This window comes from Type-C symbiont of Plautia stali, assembly GCF_059730935.1.
Genome location: NZ_AP035923.1, coordinates 3,199,101 through 3,219,022 on the forward strand (window position 1 = coordinate 3,199,101; position 19,922 = coordinate 3,219,022).

At 61.1% G+C, this 19,922-nt stretch carries 20 protein-coding genes; 9 read left to right on the forward strand and 11 right to left on the reverse strand.

Going from position 1 to position 19,922, the window contains the following annotated elements; translation table 11 throughout:
• The first annotated feature begins 24 nt into the window (after nucleotides 1-24).
• From fadE to AC6I7J_RS15235, 5 genes are all read left to right on the forward strand, one after another.
• A complete protein-coding gene (fadE, locus tag AC6I7J_RS15215; RefSeq protein ID WP_021507285.1) occupies nucleotides 25-2,475 on the forward strand; it encodes an acyl-CoA dehydrogenase FadE in 2,451 nt (816 codons plus the stop codon).
• A 184-nt stretch (nucleotides 2,476-2,659) separates the two neighbouring features.
• On the forward strand, nucleotides 2,660-3,820 hold the full coding sequence (locus AC6I7J_RS15220; RefSeq protein ID WP_498006092.1) for a pyridoxal phosphate-dependent aminotransferase: 1,161 nt from the start codon (nucleotides 2,660-2,662) through the stop codon (nucleotides 3,818-3,820).
• On the forward strand, nucleotides 3,808-4,578 hold the full coding sequence (locus AC6I7J_RS15225) for an amidohydrolase (protein ID WP_498006094.1): 771 nt from the start codon (nucleotides 3,808-3,810) through the stop codon (nucleotides 4,576-4,578). The genes AC6I7J_RS15220 and AC6I7J_RS15225 overlap by 13 nt, the downstream gene beginning before the upstream one ends.
• Nucleotides 4,579-4,699: 121 nt before the next feature.
• Nucleotides 4,700-5,011: a type II toxin-antitoxin system HigB family toxin gene (locus tag AC6I7J_RS15230; RefSeq protein WP_058758055.1), complete on the forward strand. Its 312-nt coding sequence runs from the start codon at nucleotides 4,700-4,702 to the stop codon at nucleotides 5,009-5,011.
• Nucleotides 5,008-5,424, forward strand: a complete 417-nt coding sequence (locus AC6I7J_RS15235; protein WP_021313564.1) for a helix-turn-helix domain-containing protein — start codon at nucleotides 5,008-5,010, stop codon at nucleotides 5,422-5,424. Before AC6I7J_RS15230 ends, AC6I7J_RS15235 begins: the two co-directional genes overlap by 4 nt.
• Before the next feature lie 41 nt (nucleotides 5,425-5,465).
• Here the strand turns inward: AC6I7J_RS15235 and katG are convergent, their stop codons facing one another.
• From katG to hpxU, 10 genes are all read right to left on the reverse strand, one after another.
• The gene (katG, locus tag AC6I7J_RS15240) at nucleotides 5,466-7,664 is read right to left on the reverse strand and encodes a catalase/peroxidase HPI (RefSeq protein ID WP_215480042.1); all 2,199 of its coding nucleotides are present in this window, start codon (nucleotides 7,662-7,664) and stop codon (nucleotides 5,466-5,468) included.
• A 245-nt stretch (nucleotides 7,665-7,909) separates the two neighbouring features.
• Nucleotides 7,910-8,245, reverse strand: a complete 336-nt coding sequence (gene uraH / locus AC6I7J_RS15245) for a hydroxyisourate hydrolase (protein WP_021507290.1) — start codon at nucleotides 8,243-8,245, stop codon at nucleotides 7,910-7,912.
• Nucleotides 8,242-8,736, reverse strand: coding sequence for a 2-oxo-4-hydroxy-4-carboxy-5-ureidoimidazoline decarboxylase (gene uraD, locus AC6I7J_RS15250; RefSeq protein WP_215480041.1), 495 nt, complete (start codon nucleotides 8,734-8,736; stop codon nucleotides 8,242-8,244). Before uraD ends, uraH begins: the two co-directional genes overlap by 4 nt.
• A 12-nt stretch (nucleotides 8,737-8,748) precedes the next feature.
• The gene (gene hpxK, locus AC6I7J_RS15255; RefSeq protein WP_058781167.1) at nucleotides 8,749-10,008 is read right to left on the reverse strand and encodes an allantoate amidohydrolase; all 1,260 of its coding nucleotides are present in this window, start codon (nucleotides 10,006-10,008) and stop codon (nucleotides 8,749-8,751) included.
• Nucleotides 10,005-11,240 carry a pyridoxal-phosphate-dependent aminotransferase family protein gene (locus tag AC6I7J_RS15260; protein ID WP_498006097.1) on the reverse strand — a complete coding sequence of 412 codons (1,236 nt, stop codon included), beginning with the start codon at nucleotides 11,238-11,240 and terminating at the stop codon, nucleotides 10,005-10,007. Before AC6I7J_RS15260 ends, hpxK begins: the two co-directional genes overlap by 4 nt.
• A gap of 21 nt (nucleotides 11,241-11,261) precedes the next feature.
• Nucleotides 11,262-11,993: an amino acid ABC transporter ATP-binding protein gene (locus AC6I7J_RS15265; RefSeq protein WP_021507294.1), complete on the reverse strand. Its 732-nt coding sequence runs from the start codon at nucleotides 11,991-11,993 to the stop codon at nucleotides 11,262-11,264.
• On the reverse strand, nucleotides 11,974-12,630 hold the full coding sequence (locus AC6I7J_RS15270) for an amino acid ABC transporter permease (protein WP_021507295.1): 657 nt from the start codon (nucleotides 12,628-12,630) through the stop codon (nucleotides 11,974-11,976). Before AC6I7J_RS15270 ends, AC6I7J_RS15265 begins: the two co-directional genes overlap by 20 nt.
• Complete coding sequence (locus tag AC6I7J_RS15275) at nucleotides 12,627-13,295, reverse strand: amino acid ABC transporter permease (protein ID WP_021507296.1); 669 nt, start codon at nucleotides 13,293-13,295, stop codon at nucleotides 12,627-12,629. Before AC6I7J_RS15275 ends, AC6I7J_RS15270 begins: the two co-directional genes overlap by 4 nt.
• A gap of 12 nt (nucleotides 13,296-13,307) precedes the next feature.
• Nucleotides 13,308-14,093: a transporter substrate-binding domain-containing protein gene (locus AC6I7J_RS15280; RefSeq protein WP_264249316.1), complete on the reverse strand. Its 786-nt coding sequence runs from the start codon at nucleotides 14,091-14,093 to the stop codon at nucleotides 13,308-13,310.
• 194 nt (nucleotides 14,094-14,287) lie between these two features.
• Nucleotides 14,288-15,127, reverse strand: a complete 840-nt coding sequence (hpxU, locus tag AC6I7J_RS15285; protein ID WP_021507298.1) for a MurR/RpiR family transcriptional regulator HpxU — start codon at nucleotides 15,125-15,127, stop codon at nucleotides 14,288-14,290.
• Between the two features lie 192 nt (nucleotides 15,128-15,319).
• Between hpxU and AC6I7J_RS15290 the strand changes: the two genes are divergently transcribed.
• Genes AC6I7J_RS15290 through hpxZ form a run of 4 tightly spaced genes read left to right on the forward strand, consistent with a single transcriptional unit; the run spans nucleotide 15,320 to nucleotide 18,883 of the window.
• Nucleotides 15,320-16,906, forward strand: coding sequence for a gamma-glutamyltransferase family protein (locus AC6I7J_RS15290; protein WP_498006100.1), 1,587 nt, complete (start codon nucleotides 15,320-15,322; stop codon nucleotides 16,904-16,906).
• A gap of 11 nt (nucleotides 16,907-16,917) precedes the next feature.
• A complete protein-coding gene (hpxX, locus tag AC6I7J_RS15295; RefSeq protein ID WP_104092603.1) occupies nucleotides 16,918-17,103 on the forward strand; it encodes an oxalurate catabolism protein HpxX in 186 nt (61 codons plus the stop codon).
• Nucleotides 17,100-18,497, forward strand: coding sequence for an AtzE family amidohydrolase (locus AC6I7J_RS15300; RefSeq protein WP_058769326.1), 1,398 nt, complete (start codon nucleotides 17,100-17,102; stop codon nucleotides 18,495-18,497). The genes hpxX and AC6I7J_RS15300 overlap by 4 nt, the downstream gene beginning before the upstream one ends.
• A gap of 2 nt (nucleotides 18,498-18,499) precedes the next feature.
• Complete coding sequence (gene hpxZ / locus AC6I7J_RS15305) at nucleotides 18,500-18,883, forward strand: oxalurate catabolism protein HpxZ (RefSeq protein ID WP_058769325.1); 384 nt, start codon at nucleotides 18,500-18,502, stop codon at nucleotides 18,881-18,883.
• Between the two features lie 74 nt (nucleotides 18,884-18,957).
• On the opposite strand, the gene puuE is transcribed toward hpxZ, so the two are convergent.
• A complete protein-coding gene (gene puuE, locus AC6I7J_RS15310) occupies nucleotides 18,958-19,911 on the reverse strand; it encodes an allantoinase PuuE (RefSeq protein WP_021507302.1) in 954 nt (317 codons plus the stop codon).
• Between the last annotated feature and the right edge of the window lie 11 nt (nucleotides 19,912-19,922).

Here is a 19,922-nt window from a genome sequence, read left to right on the forward strand (position 1 = left end):
TTACAACTTACGGAGCGGTTCATTATGTTGCTTGCCTCGATCATCGCGACGCTGGTGTTAATTAGCGCCCTCTTCTACCATCAGGTTTCACTGCGGCTCAGCAGTGCAATTGTGCTGCTGTGGACCGCGGCACTGGCCGCCACCGGCCTGTGGACGCCGTGGCTGCTGCTGCCGCTGGCCATTATTCTGCTGCCTTTCAACCTGCCGGCGATGCGCCGCAGCATGTTCTCTAAGCCGGCTCTGCACAGCTTCCAGAAGGTGATGCCGCCGATGTCGCGCACCGAAAAAGAGGCGATCGACGCCGGTACCACCTGGTGGGAAGGCGATCTGTTTCGCGGCAAACCGGACTGGCAGAAACTGCACAACTATCCGCAGCCGCGCCTGACCGAAGAGGAACAGGCGTTTCTGGATGGCCCGGTGGAAGAAGCCTGCCGCATGGCTAACGACTTCGAAATCACCCATGAAATGGCCGATCTGCCGCCGGAGCTGTGGGCTTACCTCAAGCAGCACCGCTTCTTTGCCATGATCATCAAAAAAGAGTACGGCGGTCTGGAGTTTTCCGCTTACGCGCAGGCTCGCGTGCTGCAGAAACTGGCAGGCGTGTCCGGGATCCTGGCGATCACCGTCGGCGTGCCGAACTCGCTGGGCCCGGGTGAACTGCTGCAGCATTACGGTACCGATGAGCAGAAAGATCACTACCTGCCACGCCTCGCGCGCGGCGATGAAATCCCCTGCTTTGCGCTGACCAGCCCGGAAGCGGGCTCCGACGCCGGCGCCATTCCGGATACCGGCGTGGTGTGCATGGGCGACTGGCAGGGCCAGCAGGTGCTGGGCATGCGCCTGACCTGGAACAAGCGCTACATTACCCTGGCGCCGATTGCCACCGTGCTCGGCCTCGCCTTTAAGCTCTCCGACCCCGATCATCTGCTGGGCGAAACCGAAGAGCTGGGCATTACCTGTGCGCTGATCCCGACCCACACGCCAGGCGTTGAGATTGGCAGACGTCACTTCCCGCTGAACGTGCCGTTCCAGAACGGGCCGACGCGCGGCAAAGATATCTTTGTGCCGATCGATTACATCATCGGCGGTCCGGCGATGGCCGGTCAGGGCTGGCGTATGCTGGTTGAGTGCCTGTCGGTGGGGCGCGGCATTACCCTGCCGTCTAACGCCACCGGCAGCCTGAAAAGCCTGGCGCTGGCAACCGGTGCCTACGCGCACATTCGGCGCCAGTTCAAAGTCTCTATCGGTAAAATGGAAGGGATTGAGGAGCCGCTGGCGCGCATCGCCGGTAACGCTTACGTGATGGACGCGGCGGCGACACTGATCACCAGCGGCATTATGCTGGGCGAAAAACCGGCGGTGCTGTCAGCGATTGTCAAATACCACTGCACCCATCGCGGCCAGCGCGCCATCATTGATGCAATGGATATCGCCGGCGGTAAAGGCATCATGCTTGGCGAGAATAATTTCCTGGCGCGTGCCTATCAGGGCGCCCCGATCGCCATCACCGTTGAGGGCGCGAACATCCTGACGCGCAGCATGATTATCTTTGGCCAGGGCGCAATCCGCTGCCACCCGTGGGTGCTGGAAGAGATGAACGCCGCCGCGAACAACGATCTCGTCGCCTTTGACCGCGCGCTGTTCAGCCATATCGGCCACGTCGGCAGCAATAAAGTGCGCAGCCTGTGGCTTGGCCTGACCGGCGGCCGCACCAGCGCTACGCCAACCCGTGACGCAACCCGCCGCTACTATCAGCAGCTGAATCGCCTGAGCGCCAACCTTGCGCTGCTGTCGGATGTGTCGATGGCGGTGCTGGGCGGTAGCCTGAAACGTCGCGAACGTATTTCGGCACGCCTCGGCGATGTGCTGAGCCAGATGTATCTGGCATCCGCCACGCTGAAACGCTATGACGATGAAGGCCGCAACGAGGCGGATCTGCCGCTGGTGCACTGGGGCGTGCAGGATGCGCTGCATCAGGCGGAAGTGGCGATGGACGATCTGCTGCGCAACTTCCCGAATCGCCTGGTTGCGGGTGCGCTGCGACTGGTGATTTTCGCCGGCGGGAAACACTGCCCGGCACCGTCCGATAAACTGGATCATAAGCTGGCCAAAATGCTGCAGCTGCCGTCCGCAACTCGCACCCGTCTGGGCCGCGGCCAGTATCTGACGCCGAGTGAGCACAACCCGGCCGGTCAGCTGGAGCAGGCGCTGCAGGATGTGATGGCGGCGGAAGTGATTCACGATCGTCTGTGTCAGCAGCAGAAAAAACACTTCTCCTTCACCCGGCTGGATGCGCTGGCCCAGCGCGCGCTGAAAGAAGGCTGGATTGACGAGAGTGAAGCGAAGGTGCTGACGCGGGCCGAAGCCAGCCGGCTGAAGGCCATCAACGTGGATGATTTTGCGCCCGAGGCGCTGGCGGTGGCCAAACCGGACAGCAAACCCAAACCGAGCGCCCGCCCCAGCGAAGCGGCGTAACCGTAAAAAGCCTCCAGCCGGAGGCTTTTTTTATAGCCTGCGGCAGCGGATAAGTGCACTCAGCGTATGTGCCAGCCACGTTTAGACGTCTAAGCGTCTCGATTGCCAAGTTTTAACATCCTGTTTATAGTGGCTGCAGCACAAGGTTACTCCGCAACGACATTCGCGCTTAAGGCACCCGATAATGACGCAGCCCAACCTGATCCCCGAGAGCAAACTACCGGCGCTCGGCACCACCATTTTTACCCAAATGAGCGCCCTTGCCGCCCAGCACAACGCCATCAACCTGTCACAGGGCTTTCCCGATTTTGACGGCCCGCGCTATTTGCAGCAGCGCCTGGCACATCACGTCAGCGAAGGCGCTAACCAATACGCGCCGATGATTGGCACCCTGCCGCTGCGCGAGGCGATCGCCGATAAAACCGCAGATATGTACGGTCACCGGCCGGATATCAACAGCGACATCACCGTGACGGCGGGCGCAACCGAAGCGCTGTATGCCGCGATCACCGCGCTGGTGCGGCCGGGCGACGAGGTGATCTGCTTTGATCCCAGCTACGACAGCTATGCGCCAGCGGTTCAGCTGGCCGGCGGCGTGCTGAAACGCATCGCGCTGCAGCCGCCCGCTTTTCAGGTCGACTGGCTGGCCTTCAGCAGCCTGCTCAGCGTGCGCACCCGGCTGGTGATCGTCAACACGCCGCATAATCCGTCCGCCACCGTGTGGCACGCCAGCGACTACGCCGCGCTGTGGCAGGCGATCGCCGGACAGGAAATTTATGTGCTCAGCGATGAAGTCTATGAGCATATCTGTTTTGATGAGCAGGGCCATGCCAGCGTGCTGGCACATACCGACCTGCGTCAGCGCGCTATCGCAGTCTCATCCTTCGGCAAAACCTTTCATATGACCGGCTGGAAAGTGGGTTACTGCATTGCTCCGGCGGCGATCAGCGCCGAAATCCGCAAAGTGCATCAGTATCTCACCTTTTCAGTGAATACCCCGGCGCAGCTGGCGATTGCCGATATGCTGCGCCAGCAGCCAGAACATATTGATGCGCTGCCGGCATTCTATCGCGCCCGGCGTGACCGCCTGACGCAGGCGCTGGCCGCCAGCCGGTTTAAGGTGCTGCCCTGTGCCGGCACCTATTTCCTGCTGGTGGATTACAGCGCCATTTCCGATTTGGATGATGTCAGTTTCTGCCAGTGGTTAACCCGCGAAGTGGGCGTGGCGGCGATTCCGCTGTCGGTGTTCTGCGCGGACCCTTTCCCGCACAAGCTCATTCGCCTGTGCTTTGCTAAACAGGAAGCGACGCTCGACGCCGCTGCGGAGCGTTTATGTCAGCTTTAAAACTTACCGTATTACAGGAAACCCTGAGCTGGATGGATGGCGCGGCCAACCTGCGCCATTTTGATGAGGTATTGCAGGGCATGACGGGCCGCGATGTCATTCTGCTGCCGGAGATGTTTACCACCGGCTTTGCCATGGAGGCGGCGGCCAGTTCGCTGCCGCAGGATCAGGTAGTGGCGTGGCTGCACGGTCATGCCAAAGCCCTGAATGCCCTGGTCGGCGGCAGCGCGGCGATTCAGAGCGACCAGGGCGCGGTAAACCGTTTCCTGCTGGTGGAGCCCGACGGCACGCTGCACCAGTACGACAAACGCCATCTGTTCCGCATGGCCAGTGAGCACCAGCACTATGTGCCCGGTGAAACGCGCAAGGTGTTCCACTGGCGCGGCTGGCGTATTCTGCCGCAGATTTGCTACGACCTGCGCTTCCCGGTGTTTTCGCGCAACCAGAATGATTACGATCTGGCGCTGTACGTCGCCAACTGGCCGGCACCGCGCGCGCTGCACTGGCAGGCGCTGCTGCTGGCGCGCGCCATTGAGAATCAGGCCTATGTAGCCGGTTGTAACCGCGTCGGCAGTGACGGCAATCAGCATCAATACAGCGGCGACAGCCGGATTATCTCGCCGCAGGGTGAGATCCTCGCGGCCGCTGAACCCTTCGCCCGCGCGCGCCTCGACGCCGAGTTATCACTGGAGGCGCTGCAGGACTATCGCGAGCGCTTCCCGGCCTGGCGCGACGCGGATAAATATACGCTGAAGTAATATTTTAGCCGCATCCCTGCGATGCGGCTTCCACATATCCTCCTGCCCTGTTGTTTCCTGTGTGGAAACATTCTATGTTGTGCGTTACAATGTTTCCACCCTGGAACAGTTCGAGGGAATGATGCACATTATCTCAAGGAAAGTGTTTAACGAAGCGACACAGAGATTTCCTAATGATGCCGCAGCACTGGATGCCACTTACCGACTATTAAGCGGCCATGATTTTGCCGATCCACAGGTGTTAAAAGCCTGGTTTCCCAGCCTGGATCGCATGAAGTATCGGGCAAAATGGTGGGTAATTAATGTCGGCGGCAACAATCTCCGGCTGATGTTCTTTGCGGATTTTGTGGCAAAAAGAGTCTTCGTAAAGCATATCGTGACGCATGCTGAGTATGACAAGCTGGTTAAGCATTACCGGGAGAACAAAGAATGATTAGCGAAGCGATTCAGGCCTCCAACAATCTGATTAAAGCCGTGCCGCTGCTGGGCGGGAGTCAGTCCAGAGCCGATTATGAACAGGCGCTTGAACTGGTGGAATACCTGGTTGAGCATCAGCCGGGGCATCCGCTGATCGAGATGCTGGCCGTCAAAGTCGCGAAGTATGAAGAAACCGCAGCGGAATTCGCCGCGTTTAATGCACGCACTCAGGCGCTGCCGGGCGGCGTGGCGCTGCTGCGGGTACTGATGGACCAGCACGGTCTGAATCAATCCTCTTTCGTGGCAGAAATCGGTCAGCGTTCGTATGTGAATCGCATTCTGAAAGGCGAGCGCAGATTAACGGATAAGCATAAGGCGGCGCTGGCGCGACGCTTTAATCTGCCGTTTGAGGCATTTCGTGAGGCATAAGCAGGAATGAGCCGCAGCGCATGACGCTGCGGCTCAGGGGATTACAGATCGAACCGGTCGAGGTTCATCACTTTGGTCCAGGCGGCCACGAAGTCGTTAACGAACTTCTGCTTCGCATCGCTGCTGGCGTAAACTTCCGCCAGCGCGCGCAGGATGGCGTTAGAACCAAACACCAGATCGGCGCGGGTGGCGCTGTACTTCACTTCTCCGCTCTGACGATCGCGGCCTTCGAACAGCTCAGCGCTCTCATCGGTGGCGCGCCATGCGGTGCGCATATCCAGCAGATTGATGAAGAAGTCGTTGCTCAACACGCCGGCACGATCGGTAAACACGCCGTGCGCGCTGCCGTCGAAGTTGGTACCCAGCACGCGCAGACCACCCAGCAGTACCGTCAGCTCTGGCGCGCTCAGCGTCAGCTGTTGCGCTTTGTCCAGCAGCAGGGTTTCGGTAGAAGAACCGCCCTGAACGCGGCGATAGTTACGGAAACCATCGGCCAGCGGCTGCAGTACGTTGAATGACTCGACATCCGTCTGGTCCTGACGCGCATCCACGCGGCCCGGCGTGAACGGCACCTGCACCGCGACACCTGCCGCTGCTGCCGCCTGCTCAATCCCGACGCTGCCCGCCAGCACAATCACATCCGCCAGCGACGCTTTACCTGACTCCTGCTGAATCTTCTGCAGCACCGGCAGCACATCGCGGGTGACACTGGCGTTGACCGCCCAGCCGTTCTGCGGTGCCAGCGCCAGACGGGCACCGTTCGCGCCGCCGCGTTTGTCGCCGCCACGGAAGGTGGAAGCGGACGCCCAGGCCGCAGAGACCAGCTGGCTGACGCTCAGACCCGAAGCGGCAATTTTCGCTTTCAGATCGGTGATGTCATCCGGCGTCGGCTGATGCGTGGCCTGCGGTAACGGATCCTGCCACAGCAGATCTTCCTTCGGCACTTCCGGACCGAGGTAACGCGCTTTTGGTCCCATATCGCGGTGCGTTAATTTAAACCAGGCACGGGCGAAGGCTTCGTTGAACGCCTGCGGATCGTTGAGGAAACGACGCGAAATCTTCCCGAACTCCGGATCGAAACGCAGCGTCAGGTCGGTGACCAGCATGGTCGGCTTGCGTTTTTTCTCTGGATCGAACGGATCCGGGATAATCGCTTCGGCATCAACCGCTTCGAACTGAATCGCGCCCGCCGGGCTGTGCGTTTGTACCCACTCATATTTGAACAGGTTCTCGAAGAAGTAGTTGCTCCACTGCGTTGGGGTTTGCGTCCATACCACTTCCAGACCGGAAGTGATGGCATCGGCACCGGCACCGCTGCCGTAGCTGCTGTGCCAGCCCAGACCCTGCGCTTCCAGCGGCGAGGCTTCCGGATCGACGCCCACGTGGCTGGCCGCAGCGGCACCGTGCGTTTTACCCAGCGTGTGACCGCCGGCAATCAGCGCGACGATCTCTTCATCGTTCATGCCCATGTTGCCGAAGGTAGCGCGAATCGCCGGGGCCGCCGAGCGCGGATCGCCGCTGGCTTCCGGACCTTCCGGGTTCACGTAGATCAGGCCCATTTCCGTCGCACCGAGCGGCGCGTTTGCCAGGCTTTCCGGATGGCGGTGCGCCAGCCATTCGGTCTCATGTCCCCAGTCCACGTCCATGTCCGGTTCCCAGACATCTTCACGACCGGCACCAAAGCCAAAGGTACGGAAGCCGGCGTTTTCCAGCGACACGTTACCGGCAAGAATGTAGAGATCGGCCCAGGAAATTTTCTGGCCATACTTCTGTTTCACCGGCCACAGCAGACGACGCGCTTTGTCGAGGCTGACGTTATCCGGCCAGGAGTTGAGCGGCGCAAAGCGCTGCTGGCCACGTCCGGAACCGCCGCGACCGTCGATGGTGCGGTAGGTGCCGGCGCTGTGCCATGCCATACGGATAAACAACCCGATGTAGCTGCCCCAGTCGGCTGGCCACCAGGATTGCGAGTCGGTCAGCAGCGCACGAATGTCGGCTTTCAGCGCGGCGTAATCCAGTTTGCTGAACTCTTCACGGTAGTTGAAAGTGTCACTGAGGGGGTTAGAACGGCTGGAATGCTGGTTTAACAGATCGACGCGCAGCATGTTTGGCCACCAGTCGCGGTTAGTGGTCCCGCTTCCGGCGCCACGCGCTAAAACGCTTTTCTCTTCCGATGCTCCATGATGAAAGGGGCATTTTCCTGAGGCGGCTGCATTATCATTATTTTCGGGCGTGCTCATTTCTCGGCTCCATTGGCTTCACGTTGTCCGGTTAAGATAACCGCACCGTGTTGCAGAATATATTTGGATGGACCGAAGGTTTTGATAGTTACTGGCTTTCAAGCGCGAGGTTTGTGATAGAGAGCACGAATTTCAGGGCGCATAGGTACACCTCATGATGGATCGGGTTATACCGGTGCGCATCAATGCGCACCCTACGGAACCGCATAACGATTTTACAGGGGCGCCATTTATGGCGACCTGGATTAACTCCCGCGGTAGGTCGACCACGACCATGGGGAAATGAGGAACGGCAGGTGATAATGGCTGCCGGCGGAGCCAATCACAAAATCAATCTGCGCGCTGACGTACAGCGCATCACGCCCGTCGGCGGCGAAATAGTCACCGATCTCCGCGGTTAAGCGATAGTGGCCCGGCGCCAGCGGTTCAGGCGTGAGATCTTTGATGCGCCCGTCGCTGTCGGTTTCGCCCTCGGCCACTGGCAGCCATCCCTCAGGGCTGTTCTGCTCCAGCGACATCGCGACGCCAATCGCCGGTTTGCCCAGCGCGGTGTCGAGAATATGGGTGGTGATGGTGCTCATCTGATGCTCTCCTTAAGCCGTAACAGGGTAATTTCCCGCAGCTGCGCCAGCGCTTCCTGCTGCTCGGTCTCTTCATCATTGTTGAGCCTGCGCTGCAATTCCGCCAGCATCTGTTCACCGCTGCGCCCTTTGGCGCGAATCAGAAACACCCGGCCGAAGCGCTGCTCATAGCGCTCATTACCGGCCAGCATCGCCAGCTGCAGCGCACCGTTAGCCTGCTGCATCGCTGCCTGTTCCTGCTGCGACAGCGCGGCCTCTTTACCCGCGCCCTTCGCTTTTTCGCCGATGCGCGGATGGGCGCTCAGCGCCTGCTGCAAGGCGTCGCCCTGCCACGCCAGCGCCAGCTGTTGCGCCGTGGTGTACAGCGCCGTCAGGCTGGCGAACGGCCGCGCCGCCACCAGCGCCTGCTGCCAGGCGGGAATCGCCACGCAGTGGGCAATCGCCGCCTGCGCCTGCGCGGTGCTCGCCTGATTAAAATCGTTCAGATCCATTTCGCGGCTCCTTTAGCTGCGCGCCAGATCGCACACCGCCTGCAGATAGGCCTGCACGCCGAGCGCCACATCGGCCACCTGCACCGATTCCGCCGGATGATGGCTGATACCGCGATGGTTGCGCACAAACAGCATGCCCACCGGCCAGCGCTCAGCCATCGCGATCGCGTCGTGACCGGCTCCGCTCGGCAGCGCCAGACTGCGCCCCTGCACGGTTTCTACCGCATGGCTCAGCGCCTGCTGCAGCCGCGTATCACAGGCGGTGGCCGCGATGCGATAGTACTCGTTAGCGCTGAAGCTGAGCCCGCGCCGCAGCGCGATGGCTTCCGCCTGGGTCAGCAGGCTGGAGAGCAGACGTTCCAGCGGTTCATCCTGCGGTCCGCGCACGTCCAGCGACAGCTGCACCTCGCCGGGGATAACGTTAACGGCGCCCGGCAGACAGCTCAGCGTGCCCACCGTTGCCACCAGCTGCGCATCCTGATCCTGCGTGGCCTGTTCCACAAACACCATCCACTCTGCCGCTGCTGCCAGCGCGTCTTTGCGGTGCGTCATCGGCACCGTGCCGGCATGACCGGCCTCCCCGACAAAGCGGCAGTTAAGACGGCGCGCGCCGTTAATCGCCGTCACCACACCAAGCGCCAAATCGTCCTGTTCCAGACACGGTCCCTGCTCAATGTGCAGTTCGAGATAAGCCACAATGTCGCTCACCTCACGTGCCGCCTGCGGGATCAGCGCCGCGTCCAGGCCGAGGTCCTGCATCGCCTGCGCCACCGTAATACCGTTACCGTCCGGATGTGACACCCAGCTCTCCGGCCAGCTGCCGGTGAGGCCGCGGCTGCCAAGCAGCGTGATGCCAAAGCGCGTGCCCTCTTCATCGCCGAAGCCGACAATTTCAATCGCCAGCGGCAGGCGCTGCTGATGGTCGTGCAGCCACTGCACGGTTTCGATGGCGCTGAGCACGCCCAGCATGCCGTCGTAACGTCCGGCGTTGCGCACGGTATCAAGGTGCGAGCCGAGCAGCAGCGCCGGTGCGCCAGGCTCCGCCGCTTCATAGCGACCGCAGATATTGCCGACCGCATCCTGCCAGGTGTGCATACCTGCCGCCTGCATCCACTCAGCAACGCGCGCGTTGGCGCGCACCTGCTCCGGCGACAGATAGACGCGGGTCAGACCCTCTTCGCTTTCACTGATTGCTGCCAGCGCGTCACAGCGCGCCATCACCCGCGCCGCCGCTGACTGCGCCTCACTGGCGCTCATCAGGCTATGACTCATGCGTGGCTCCCGTAGTGGTCCCAGGCAGCCTGCAGCGCCGCGCCCTGAGTGGTGCGGAAACCGACGTGATTCAGCACGGACTCCAGCGCGCTCAGCGTCAGCATCACGCAATCTTTGCGCGCGTTGTAGCCCATGGTGCCGATGCGCCACACTTTGCCGTGCAGCGGACCGAACGAGGTGCCAATCTCAATGCCGAAATCGTCCAGCATCAATTTGCGTACCTGGTCGCCGTTGATGCCCTGCGGGATCACCACGCCAAGCACGTTATTCATCTTGTGTCTGAGATCGCCAAAGGTTTCCAGCCCCATGCCCTGAATACCTTTCAACAGCGCATCACCGTGCAGCTTGTGACGCGCGATGCCGTTATCCAGCCCTTCCTGCAGGATCAGACGGGCACATTCGCGTGCGCCAAACAGCGCCGAGGTGGCTTCGGTATGATGGTTGAGCCGCTCCGGTCCCCAGTAATCCATGATCATGCCGAGATCGAAGTAGTTGGAGTAGATCATCTCGTCGTCGCCATCCTGATGTGCGTCGGTGCGGATCCCCTGCTCCACGCACTTACGCTGGCGGATCACCGCTTCCATTTGCGGGCTCAGGGTGATCGGCGAGGTGCCGGACGGACCGCCGAGGCACTTTTGCATGCCGGCAGAGACCGCATCCAGCCCCCAGGCATCGGTTTCCAGCGGGTTGCCGCCCAGCGATGCGGTGGCATCGGTGTACAACAGCACGCCGTACTGGCGACAAATCGCACCGAGCTGCTCCAGCGGTTGCAGCATGGTGGTTGAGGTATCGCCCTGCACCGTCAGCAGCAGGCGCGGTTTGACTTTTTTGATCGCATCTTCGATCTGATCCGGGGTAAATATCTCGCCCCACGGCACCTCAATGGTATGGACTTCCGCGCGGCAGCGACGGGCAATTTCGCACAGCAGATGGCCGAAGCGGCCGAACACCGGCACCAGCACTTTATCGCCCGGACGAATCGCCGACAGCAGGATGGCTTCGATACCGGCGCGTGAGGTGCCATCAATCAGCAGGGTCCAGCGGTTTTCAGTGCGGAATACGCCACGGTACAGCGCCATCACCTCGTTCATATAGTGCGTCATCGCCGGATCGTACTGCCCAAGCAGCTGGCTCGACATGGCGCGCAGCACGCGCGGGTCGGCGTTGATCGGGCCCGGTCCCATCAGCAGACGCTGTGGCGGATTGATTTGCGAGAACTGGCTGATATCCATGAGGGGTTCCTTATTGTTCGGTTACAGACGCACGGTCGAAATAAACTGCTTCAGCTCGGCGGTTTGTGGATTTGCAAACAGCGTTTTGCTGTCACCCTGCTCCCACACGCGTCCCTGATGCATAAACACCACGCGGTCGCCCACGTCGCGGGCGAAGTTCATTTCATGGGTGACGAGAATCAGCGTCATGCCTTCGGCGGCCAGCTGCTCCAGCACTTTCAGTACTTCACCCACCAGCTCCGGATCGAGCGCCGAGGTGATTTCGTCACAGAGTAAAACTTTTGGCTGCATCGCCAGCGCGCGGGCAATCGCCACGCGCTGCTGCTGACCGCCCGACAGGTTGGCCGGGTAGTAATTGAGGCGTTCGCCGAGCCCGACTTTTTCCAGCATCTGCGTCGCCAGCGTGCGGCACTCCGCCTCGCTCTTTTTCAGCACGCGGCGCGGTGCCAGCATCACGTTTTCCAGCGCGGTCATGTGCGGAAACAGGTTAAAGTTCTGAAACACCATGCCCACCGAGCGGCTGATTTCACGCGCCTGCGATTCACGATCGGTAATCGTCATGCCGCCCAGTTTAATGCTGCCTTCCTGATAGCCTTCCAGCCCGTTCATGCAGCGCAGCAGGGTACTTTTGCCAGATCCGCTGCGGCCAATGATGGAAATCACTTCGCCGTTGTCGATATCCAGATCGACCCCTTTCAGTACGTGGTTATCACCGTAGTACTTCTGGACCTGATTAATGGTGATGAGCGGCATTGAATTTTTTCTCCAGGTACTGGCTGTAACGCGACAGCGGATAACACATCAGGAAGTAACCGAGCGCCACCAGGCCAAACACCTTGAAGGGCTGATACGTCACATTGTTGAGAATGGTGCCGGCTTTGGTCAGCTCGACAAAGCCGATAATCGACGCCAGCGCGGTGCCCTTGATCACCTGCACGGCAAAGCCAACGGTCGGCGCGATGGCGATGCGGATCGCCTGCGGTGCCACCACGCGATACAGCGTCTGGCCAAAGTTTAGGCCGAGGCAGCGCGACGCTTCCCACTGCCCTTTTGGCAGCGCGCGAATGCTGCCGTACCAGATATCCAGTAAAAACGCGCTGGTATACAGCGTCAGTGCCAGCGACGCCGCGGTCCAGGGCGCGACGTCGATGCCGAACAGGCCGACGCCGAAGAAGGCGAGAAACAGCTGCATCAGCAGTGGCGTGCCCTGAAACAGCTCGGTGTAGCAGCGGATCAGGCGGGTGAGCCAGCGACGCTGCAGCAGACGCAGAAACAGCAGCGGCAGTGTCACCAGCGTGCCGCCGAAAAAGGCCACCAGCGACAGCAAAATCGTCCAGCGCGCCGCCAGCAGCAGGTTGCGCAGGATGTCCCAGTCAGTAAACGTTGTCATGCCGGCTGCGCTCCAAACCATTTGCGACCCAGCGCCAGCAGCAGCTGACGCATGGCAATCGACAACGCCAGATAGATCAGCGTGGTCACCAGATAGACTTCAAAACTCAAAAAGGTGCGCGACTGAATCAGGTTGGCGGCAAACGTCAGCTCTTCATACGAGACCTGCGACACCACCGACGAGCCGAGCATCACAATGATGCACTGGCTGACCAGCGCCGGATAAATGCGCTGCAGCGAGGGCGGCAGCACCACGCGGATGAAGGTTTGCGTGCGGCTCAACCCGAGCACGCGCCCCGCTTCCCACTGCCCGCGCGGCGTGACCTGGATACCGGCACGGATGATTTCAGTGCTATAGGCGCCAAGGTTAATCAGCATCGCCAGCAGCGCCGCTTCACCGGCCGTCAGTTTCAGCCCGAGATTAGGCAGACCAAACACGATAAAAAACAGCTGTACCACGAACGGCGTGTTGCGAATCAGCTCGACGTAGATGCCCCACAGGCGGCTGGCCCAGCCCGGTTTGCCGCTGCGCAGCGCCGCGCCGAGAATACCCAGTCCGACACCGCCTACCGTCGCCAGCACCGTAAGCTGCACCGTGACCCACAGTCCGGCCAGCAGCTCTGGCCAGTGCGGCCAGAGATCTGCAAAGTTAAGTTGCCCAATCATTGGCCGTTCCTGTTATGCGCCGAGGTTGGCAGGCAGCGGCGCTTTCAGCCACTCTTCCGACAGCTTGTTCAGCGTGCCGTCTTTAATACCCTGCTCAATCAGTGCGTTCACTTTCTCTTTCAGCGCTGGCTCATTCTTTTTCAGGCCGATAAAGCACGGTGAATCTTTCAGCATAAACTGCGGCACCGGGGCTTTTTCCGCGTTCTGGCGCGCAATCGCCGCGACCACCAGGTTTCCGGTGGCGACATACTGCACCTGACCGGAGAGATAGGCGGACAGCGTGGTGTTGTTATCTTCGTAGCGCTTCACCTGAGCATCTTTCGGAGCGACATCGCTCAGCACCATGTCCTCTACCGCACCGCGCGTCACGCCAATCGATTTCCCGCTCAGCGCCGCCGCATCTTTCAGCGTCTCGCCTTTCGGGCCGAACACGCCGAGGAAGAACGGCGCATAGGCGCGGCTGAAGTCGATCACTTTTTCGCGCTCGGCGTTTTTGCCCATGCTGGAGATCACCAGGTCAACCTTGTCGGTCTGCAGATACGGTACGCGGTTGGCGCTGGTCACCGGCACCAGCTGCAACTTCAGTTTCATCTGCTTCGCGAGGTATTTCGCCATGTCGATGTCATAGCCCTGCGGCTGCAGATCGGTACCGACCGAGCCAAACGGCGGGAAGTCCTGCGGCACCGCCACGCGAATCACGCCACGCTTCTGGATATCCTGCAGCTGATCGGCCATCGCGCTGCCTGCCTGTGCCAGCAGCAATGCTGCCCCTGCTACTGCCAGTGATACTTTATTCATTATGCACCCCGGTGAGTTAATGGTGAAACAAAAGATTCTTGATAAATTGATTTGCAACTAATGTGCCAACCACAACGGGCAGCAAACGCAGCGGCTAAGCGGAGGATTTAAAGCGGTTAAGGGCGCATCATAACGGGGATCACCCCGTTAGCAGACGCGATCAAAAAAGGTGCAAAGCACCAAAACGGTGCCCTTTAGCGGTGTTCCAGCTCGTCGAGCTGCTGGTAAAGATCGGCAATCTGATGGATGCGCTGACGCCCCTGCGACAGCATTTCGTGCAGCAGCGCGTTGGCCAGCAGGTTGATCAGGCTCATTGCCGAGGCGTAGCTGTCAAAGGCGGAAACGCTGTCGAGCGGTGCGCACAGCTGCCAGCGCGCCAGGGTGAGAATGCCCTGCGCCTGCGGTTCGCACAGCACCAGTACCGGGATGCCGCTCTGCTGCAGCTGCTGCATTAGTGGACGGATGATGCGTGGCCGGCGGCGAAACGCCATCACCACCACCACATCTTCCGGCGTCATGTCCACCAGCTCTTCGCCCAGCGTCTGGCCGGGCTGCGGCAACACCTGCACCTGAGCGCGCGCCTGCAGCAGCTGCTGACGCAGATGCAGCGCCACCGGATACGCGTTGCGCATCCCAATGATGAACACCCGCCGTGCAGCGCCCAGCGCAGCAATCACCTCGCTAAACTGCCGGGCGTCAATGCTGTTGACCCACTGCGTCAGGTTCGCCATCTCCTGCTTGTAATGACGCGACAGCAGGGTGTTGCCCTGCACCGCGTCGCGGTTATCGGTCAGCGGCATTCCGCTCTGGCGCAGCGTGCGCAGCTCGTCACGCATATCTTTGTATTTTTCATAGCCGAGGCGTTTGAACAGCCGGCTCACCGTGGCCTTTGATACGCCGCTGAGCCGCGCCAGCTCAGCGCTGTTATAGCTAATCAGATCATCAAAATGGTCAAACACAAAGTCAGCAATGCGCTGCTCCTGCGGCGACAGTTGTGGATAGTGACTGCGAAGGCGTTCATCGAGCTGTTTCATCATCGGTCCTGTAACTTTCGTTTCATCACAAGCTAGCATAAATCGATCCAGGCTGGCGTAACACCAAAACTGGAACGGCTCTTGCTTTACCATTGGTACAGACTGGTAGCGGCGCAATTTGTTGCGCTTGTTTTCCCTATCCAGCGCGCCAAATCGCGCCGCTACAAAAGAATAATCCGGGAACAGTTCATTATGATTCAAAGCAATATGGCCCCGATGGGCATGGCGGTGACGCCACATCACCTTGCCAGCGAAAGCGCACTGGCGGTTCTGCGTGAAGGCGGCAACGCGCTGGAAGCCATGGTGGCCGCCGCGGCGACCATTGCGGTGGTCTACCCACACATGAATGGCCTCGGCGGCGACGGCTTCTGGCTGGTGGTGCCGCCCGGCGGCGATCCGATTGCTATCGATGCCAGCGGCGCCGCCGGTTCGCTGGCGCACCCCGACTTCTATCACGGTGAGAGCCATATTCCGCATCGCGGCCCTAAAGCGGCACTGACGGTCGCCGGCACCGTCAGCGGCTGGCAGGAAGCGCTGACGCTGGCGCACGAACTGGGCGCGACGCCGCTGCCGCTGAGCCGTTTGCTGCGCGATGCGATTCGCTATGCGGCCGATGGCATTCCGGTCACCGCCTCGCAGGCGGCAGCGACGGCGGCAAAACAGCATGAGCTGCAACATCAGCCCGGTTTTGCTGCCACCTTTCTGCCTGATGGCGCACCGCCCGCCGCCGGCAGTCGTTTTACCCAGCCAGCGCTGGCGCAGACGCTGAGCGTGCTGAGCGAGCAAGGGCTGGAGAGCTTTTATCGCGGTGAGCTGGCGCACCATCTGGCGCGCGAAATGGGCGCGCTCGGCATGCCGATTACGCTGGACGATTTACACCGCCAGCGCGCCCGGCGCTGCACGCCGCTGCACCTCACGCACAGCGAAGGCGATATCTGGAACATGACGCCGCCAACGCAGGGGCTGGTATCGCTGGCGATCCTCGGGATCACCGATCGTCTGGCGATGGCCGACGCCAGTGAAGCGCAGACGGTGCACCGCATCGTTGAAGCCACCAAACAGGCCTTTGCCCTGCGCGATCAACACATCACCGATCCGCGTCACATGGCGATTGATGTGCAGCCGCTGCTGAATGCCGATCATCTCGGCACGCTGGCCGCGCAGGTGCAGGACGATCGCGCCGCGCCCTGGGGCACCGGACGCGGACCGGGCGATACCGTGTGGATGGGGGTGATGGACAGCAGCGGCCTGGCCGTCTCCTTTATCCAGAGCATTTACCACGAATTTGGCAGCGGCGTCGTGCTGCCCGGCACCGGTATTACCTGGCAAAACCGTGGCGCGGCGTTCAGCCTGCAGCCGGATCACCTGCTGACGCTGGCACCGGGCAAACAGCCGTTCCATACGCTCAATCCAGCGGCTGCACGCCTGAAAGATGGCCGCACGCTGGTGTACGGCTCGATGGGCGGTGATGGCCAGCCGCAAACCCAGGCGGCGATCTTTACCCGCTATGTCATTCAGGGCCAGCCGCTGCAGCAGGCGGTCAGCGCACCGCGCTGGCTGCTTGGCCGCACCTGGGGACAATCCTCAGACTCCCTCAAGCTGGAGGCGCGCATCGCGCCTGAAACCGTGCAGCAGCTGCGCGCGCTCGGTCATGAGGTCGAACTGCTGGCTGAATACAGTGAAGTGGTGGGCCACGCCGGCGCCATCGTCAGACACAACAATGGCATGCTGGAAGGCGCGTTTGATCCGCGCAGCAACGGCAGCGCTGCCGGCTTTTAACGGAGACAATCATGAATGCACAACCGGACTGGGCGGCCTATATCGCCCAAATGGAACAGATTCTGGCGCTGGAGCTGGACGACACGCGCCGCGCCGAGCTGCTGACGCAGTTTAACCGTATCGCCGCAATGGCGCAGCCGCTGATGGCGCTGCCGCTGGACGATCGCCTGGAAGTGGCGGGAGTATTTCATCCATGACGCTGGCAGCCTTATCGATTAGCCAGCTGCAGCAGGCACTGGCGCAGGGCGATCTCAGCGCGCGCGACATCGCACAGCAGACGCTGGCCGCCATTGAACAGCATAACCCGGCCATCAACGCCTGGACCGCCGTCACCGCGCAGCGCATGCTGCGGGAAGCCGATCGGCTGGATCAACAGCGTCAGCGCGGCGAGCCGCTGCCGGCGCTGGCTGGCATTCCCTATGCGGTAAAAAACCTGTTTGACGTCGCCGGTCACAGCACGCTTGCCGGCGCCAGCCTGTTCAGCGAGCGGCCGGTGGCACAGCAGGATGCGTGGGCGGTCTCTAAGCTGCAGCAGAGCGGCGCACTGCTCTCCGGCATGCTGAATATGGATGCCTACGCTTACGGCTTTACCACCGAGAACACCCATTATGGTGCCACCCGCAACCCGCGCGATCTGTCGCGCGTGGCCGGCGGCTCATCTGGCGGTTCCGCGGCAGCCGTCGCTGCCGGGCTGGTGCACTTTTCACTCGGCACCGACACCAACGGCTCGATTCGCGTGCCTGCTTCGCTGTGCGGCATTTTCGGCCTGAAACCCACCTTTGGTCGTCTGTCGCGCAGCGGCAGCCATCCGTTTGTCGCCAGCCTCGATCACATCGGTCCGTTTGCCCGCTCGGTGGAAGATTTGAGTCTGGTCTACGATGCGCTGCAGGGCGGCGACGCCAGCGATGCGTTTCAGGCGGCGCGGCCTGCGGAACCGGTCAGTGACAGGCTCTCTGCTGGCAGCGAAAAGCTGCGCAGCGCGGTGCTGGGCGGCTTTTTTGCTGACTGGTGCAGCGATGAGGCGCGCGCGGCGGTGGCGGTAGCAGCCCGCGCGCTCGGCGCGACAGAAGAAGTGACGCTGCCCCAGGCCGAACTGGCGCGCTCGGCCGCGTTTATCATGACCGCCGCGGAAGGCGGCAATCACTATCTGCCGGCGCTGCGCACCCAGCCAGAACGCTTTGAGCCGAATTCACGCGAACGCCTGCTGGCTGGCGCGATGCTGCCCGCCGCGTGGTATGTGCAGGCCCAGCGTTTCCGCCGTCACTTCCAGCAGCAGGTGCTGCCGCTGTTCGACCATTATGACGTGCTGATCGCCCCGGCCACGCCCTGTACCGCCACCACCATCGGCCAGGAAACCATTCACATCAACGGTCAGGATTTGCCGACACGCGCCAGCATGGGCATGCTGACGCAGCCGATTTCGTTCCTCGGCCTGCCGGTGTGTAGCGTACCGCTGCTCACCGCCAGCGGCTTACCGATTGGCCTGCAACTGATTGCTGCGCCGTTTAACGAACAGCTGGCGCTGCGCGCCGCCTGGGCACTGCAGCAGCAGGGTGTGACGCTGCCACAAACCTCTTTTATGGATGCCTGAAGATGACACCTGAACATATCGATCGTCCGGCGATACTGGCTGAAGTCACCGCCGCGTTTTACCGCTACGAGCAGGCGCTGGTGAGCAATGATGTCGCCGTGCTGGACGAGTTGTTCTGGCACGATGCGCGTACGGTGCGACTCGGTGCCGGAGAGAATCTGTACGGGATTGACGAGATTCGCGCCTTTCGCGCGGCGCGTCCGTCAAAGGGGCTCGATCGCACGCTGCGCAATACGGTCATCACCACTTTTGGCGATGACTATGCGGTGTGCAGCACCGAGTTCACCCGCGAGGGCGTAGAGAAGATCGGCCGTCAGCAGCAGACCTGGGTACGGCTGCCGTGCGGCTGGCGCATCGTGGCAGCGCAGGTGAGTTTGATGAGCTGACGCAGGCGCGAGTGTTGCCCTCTCCTGGCAAGAGAGGGCAAAAACGACCTGATATCCGTGAAAGGTAAGGCTGCTTACGCAGCCGGATGCGTCTTCATCCAGTGATCGGCAATCTGCTGACGCGTGCACACCCACACCTTGTCGTGCTGCTGAATATGGTCGAGGAAACGCTGCAGCGCGCGGAATTTCCCCGGACGCCCCAGCAGACGGCAGTGCATGCCAATCGACATCATCTTCGGCGCAGTCGCGCCCTCTTCATACAGTACATCAAAGGTATCGCGCAGATAGGTATAGAACTGCTCGGCGGTGTTGAATCCCTGCGGCGTGGCGAAGCGCATGTCGTTGCACTCCAGCGTATAGGGAATGATCAGATGCGGCTTCACCGTGCCGTCCTGACAGGTGACCTGCGTCCAGAAGGGCAGATCGTCACCGTAGTAATCGCTGTCGTAGCTGAAGCCGCCCTGCTCGACCACCAGCCGCCGCGTATTGGGGCTGTCGCGCCCGGTATACCAGCCGGTGGGCGCTTTACCGAATAACTCGGTGAGCACGTCCACTGCCTGCTGCATGTGCTGACGCTCGGTTTTGGCATCCATCCCCTGATAGTGAATCCAGCGCCAGCCGTGGCTGACCACATCGTAATCGGCGGCTTTGATGGCCTCGACAATCTGCGGATGCCGCGCCAGCGCCATCGCGACGCCAAAGATGGTCAGCGGCAGGCCGCGCTGCTGAAACTCCTGATGGATGCGCCAGAAACCGGCACGCGAACCGTACTCATACAGGGAATCCATCGACATGTGGCGATCGGCATAGCTGGCGGCTCCGATGATGTCGGAGAGAAACTGCTCAGAGCCCGCGTCACCGTGCAGCACATTGTTTTCAGCGCCCTCTTCATAGTTGAGCACGAACTGCACCGCCACCCGCGCCTCACCCGGCCACTGCGCGTGTGGCGGCTGGCCCGCATAGCCAATCAGATCGCGCGGATAATTTTTGTTGAAGCTGTACTCTTTCTTTTCAGATACATCACTCATTCTGCAAGTTC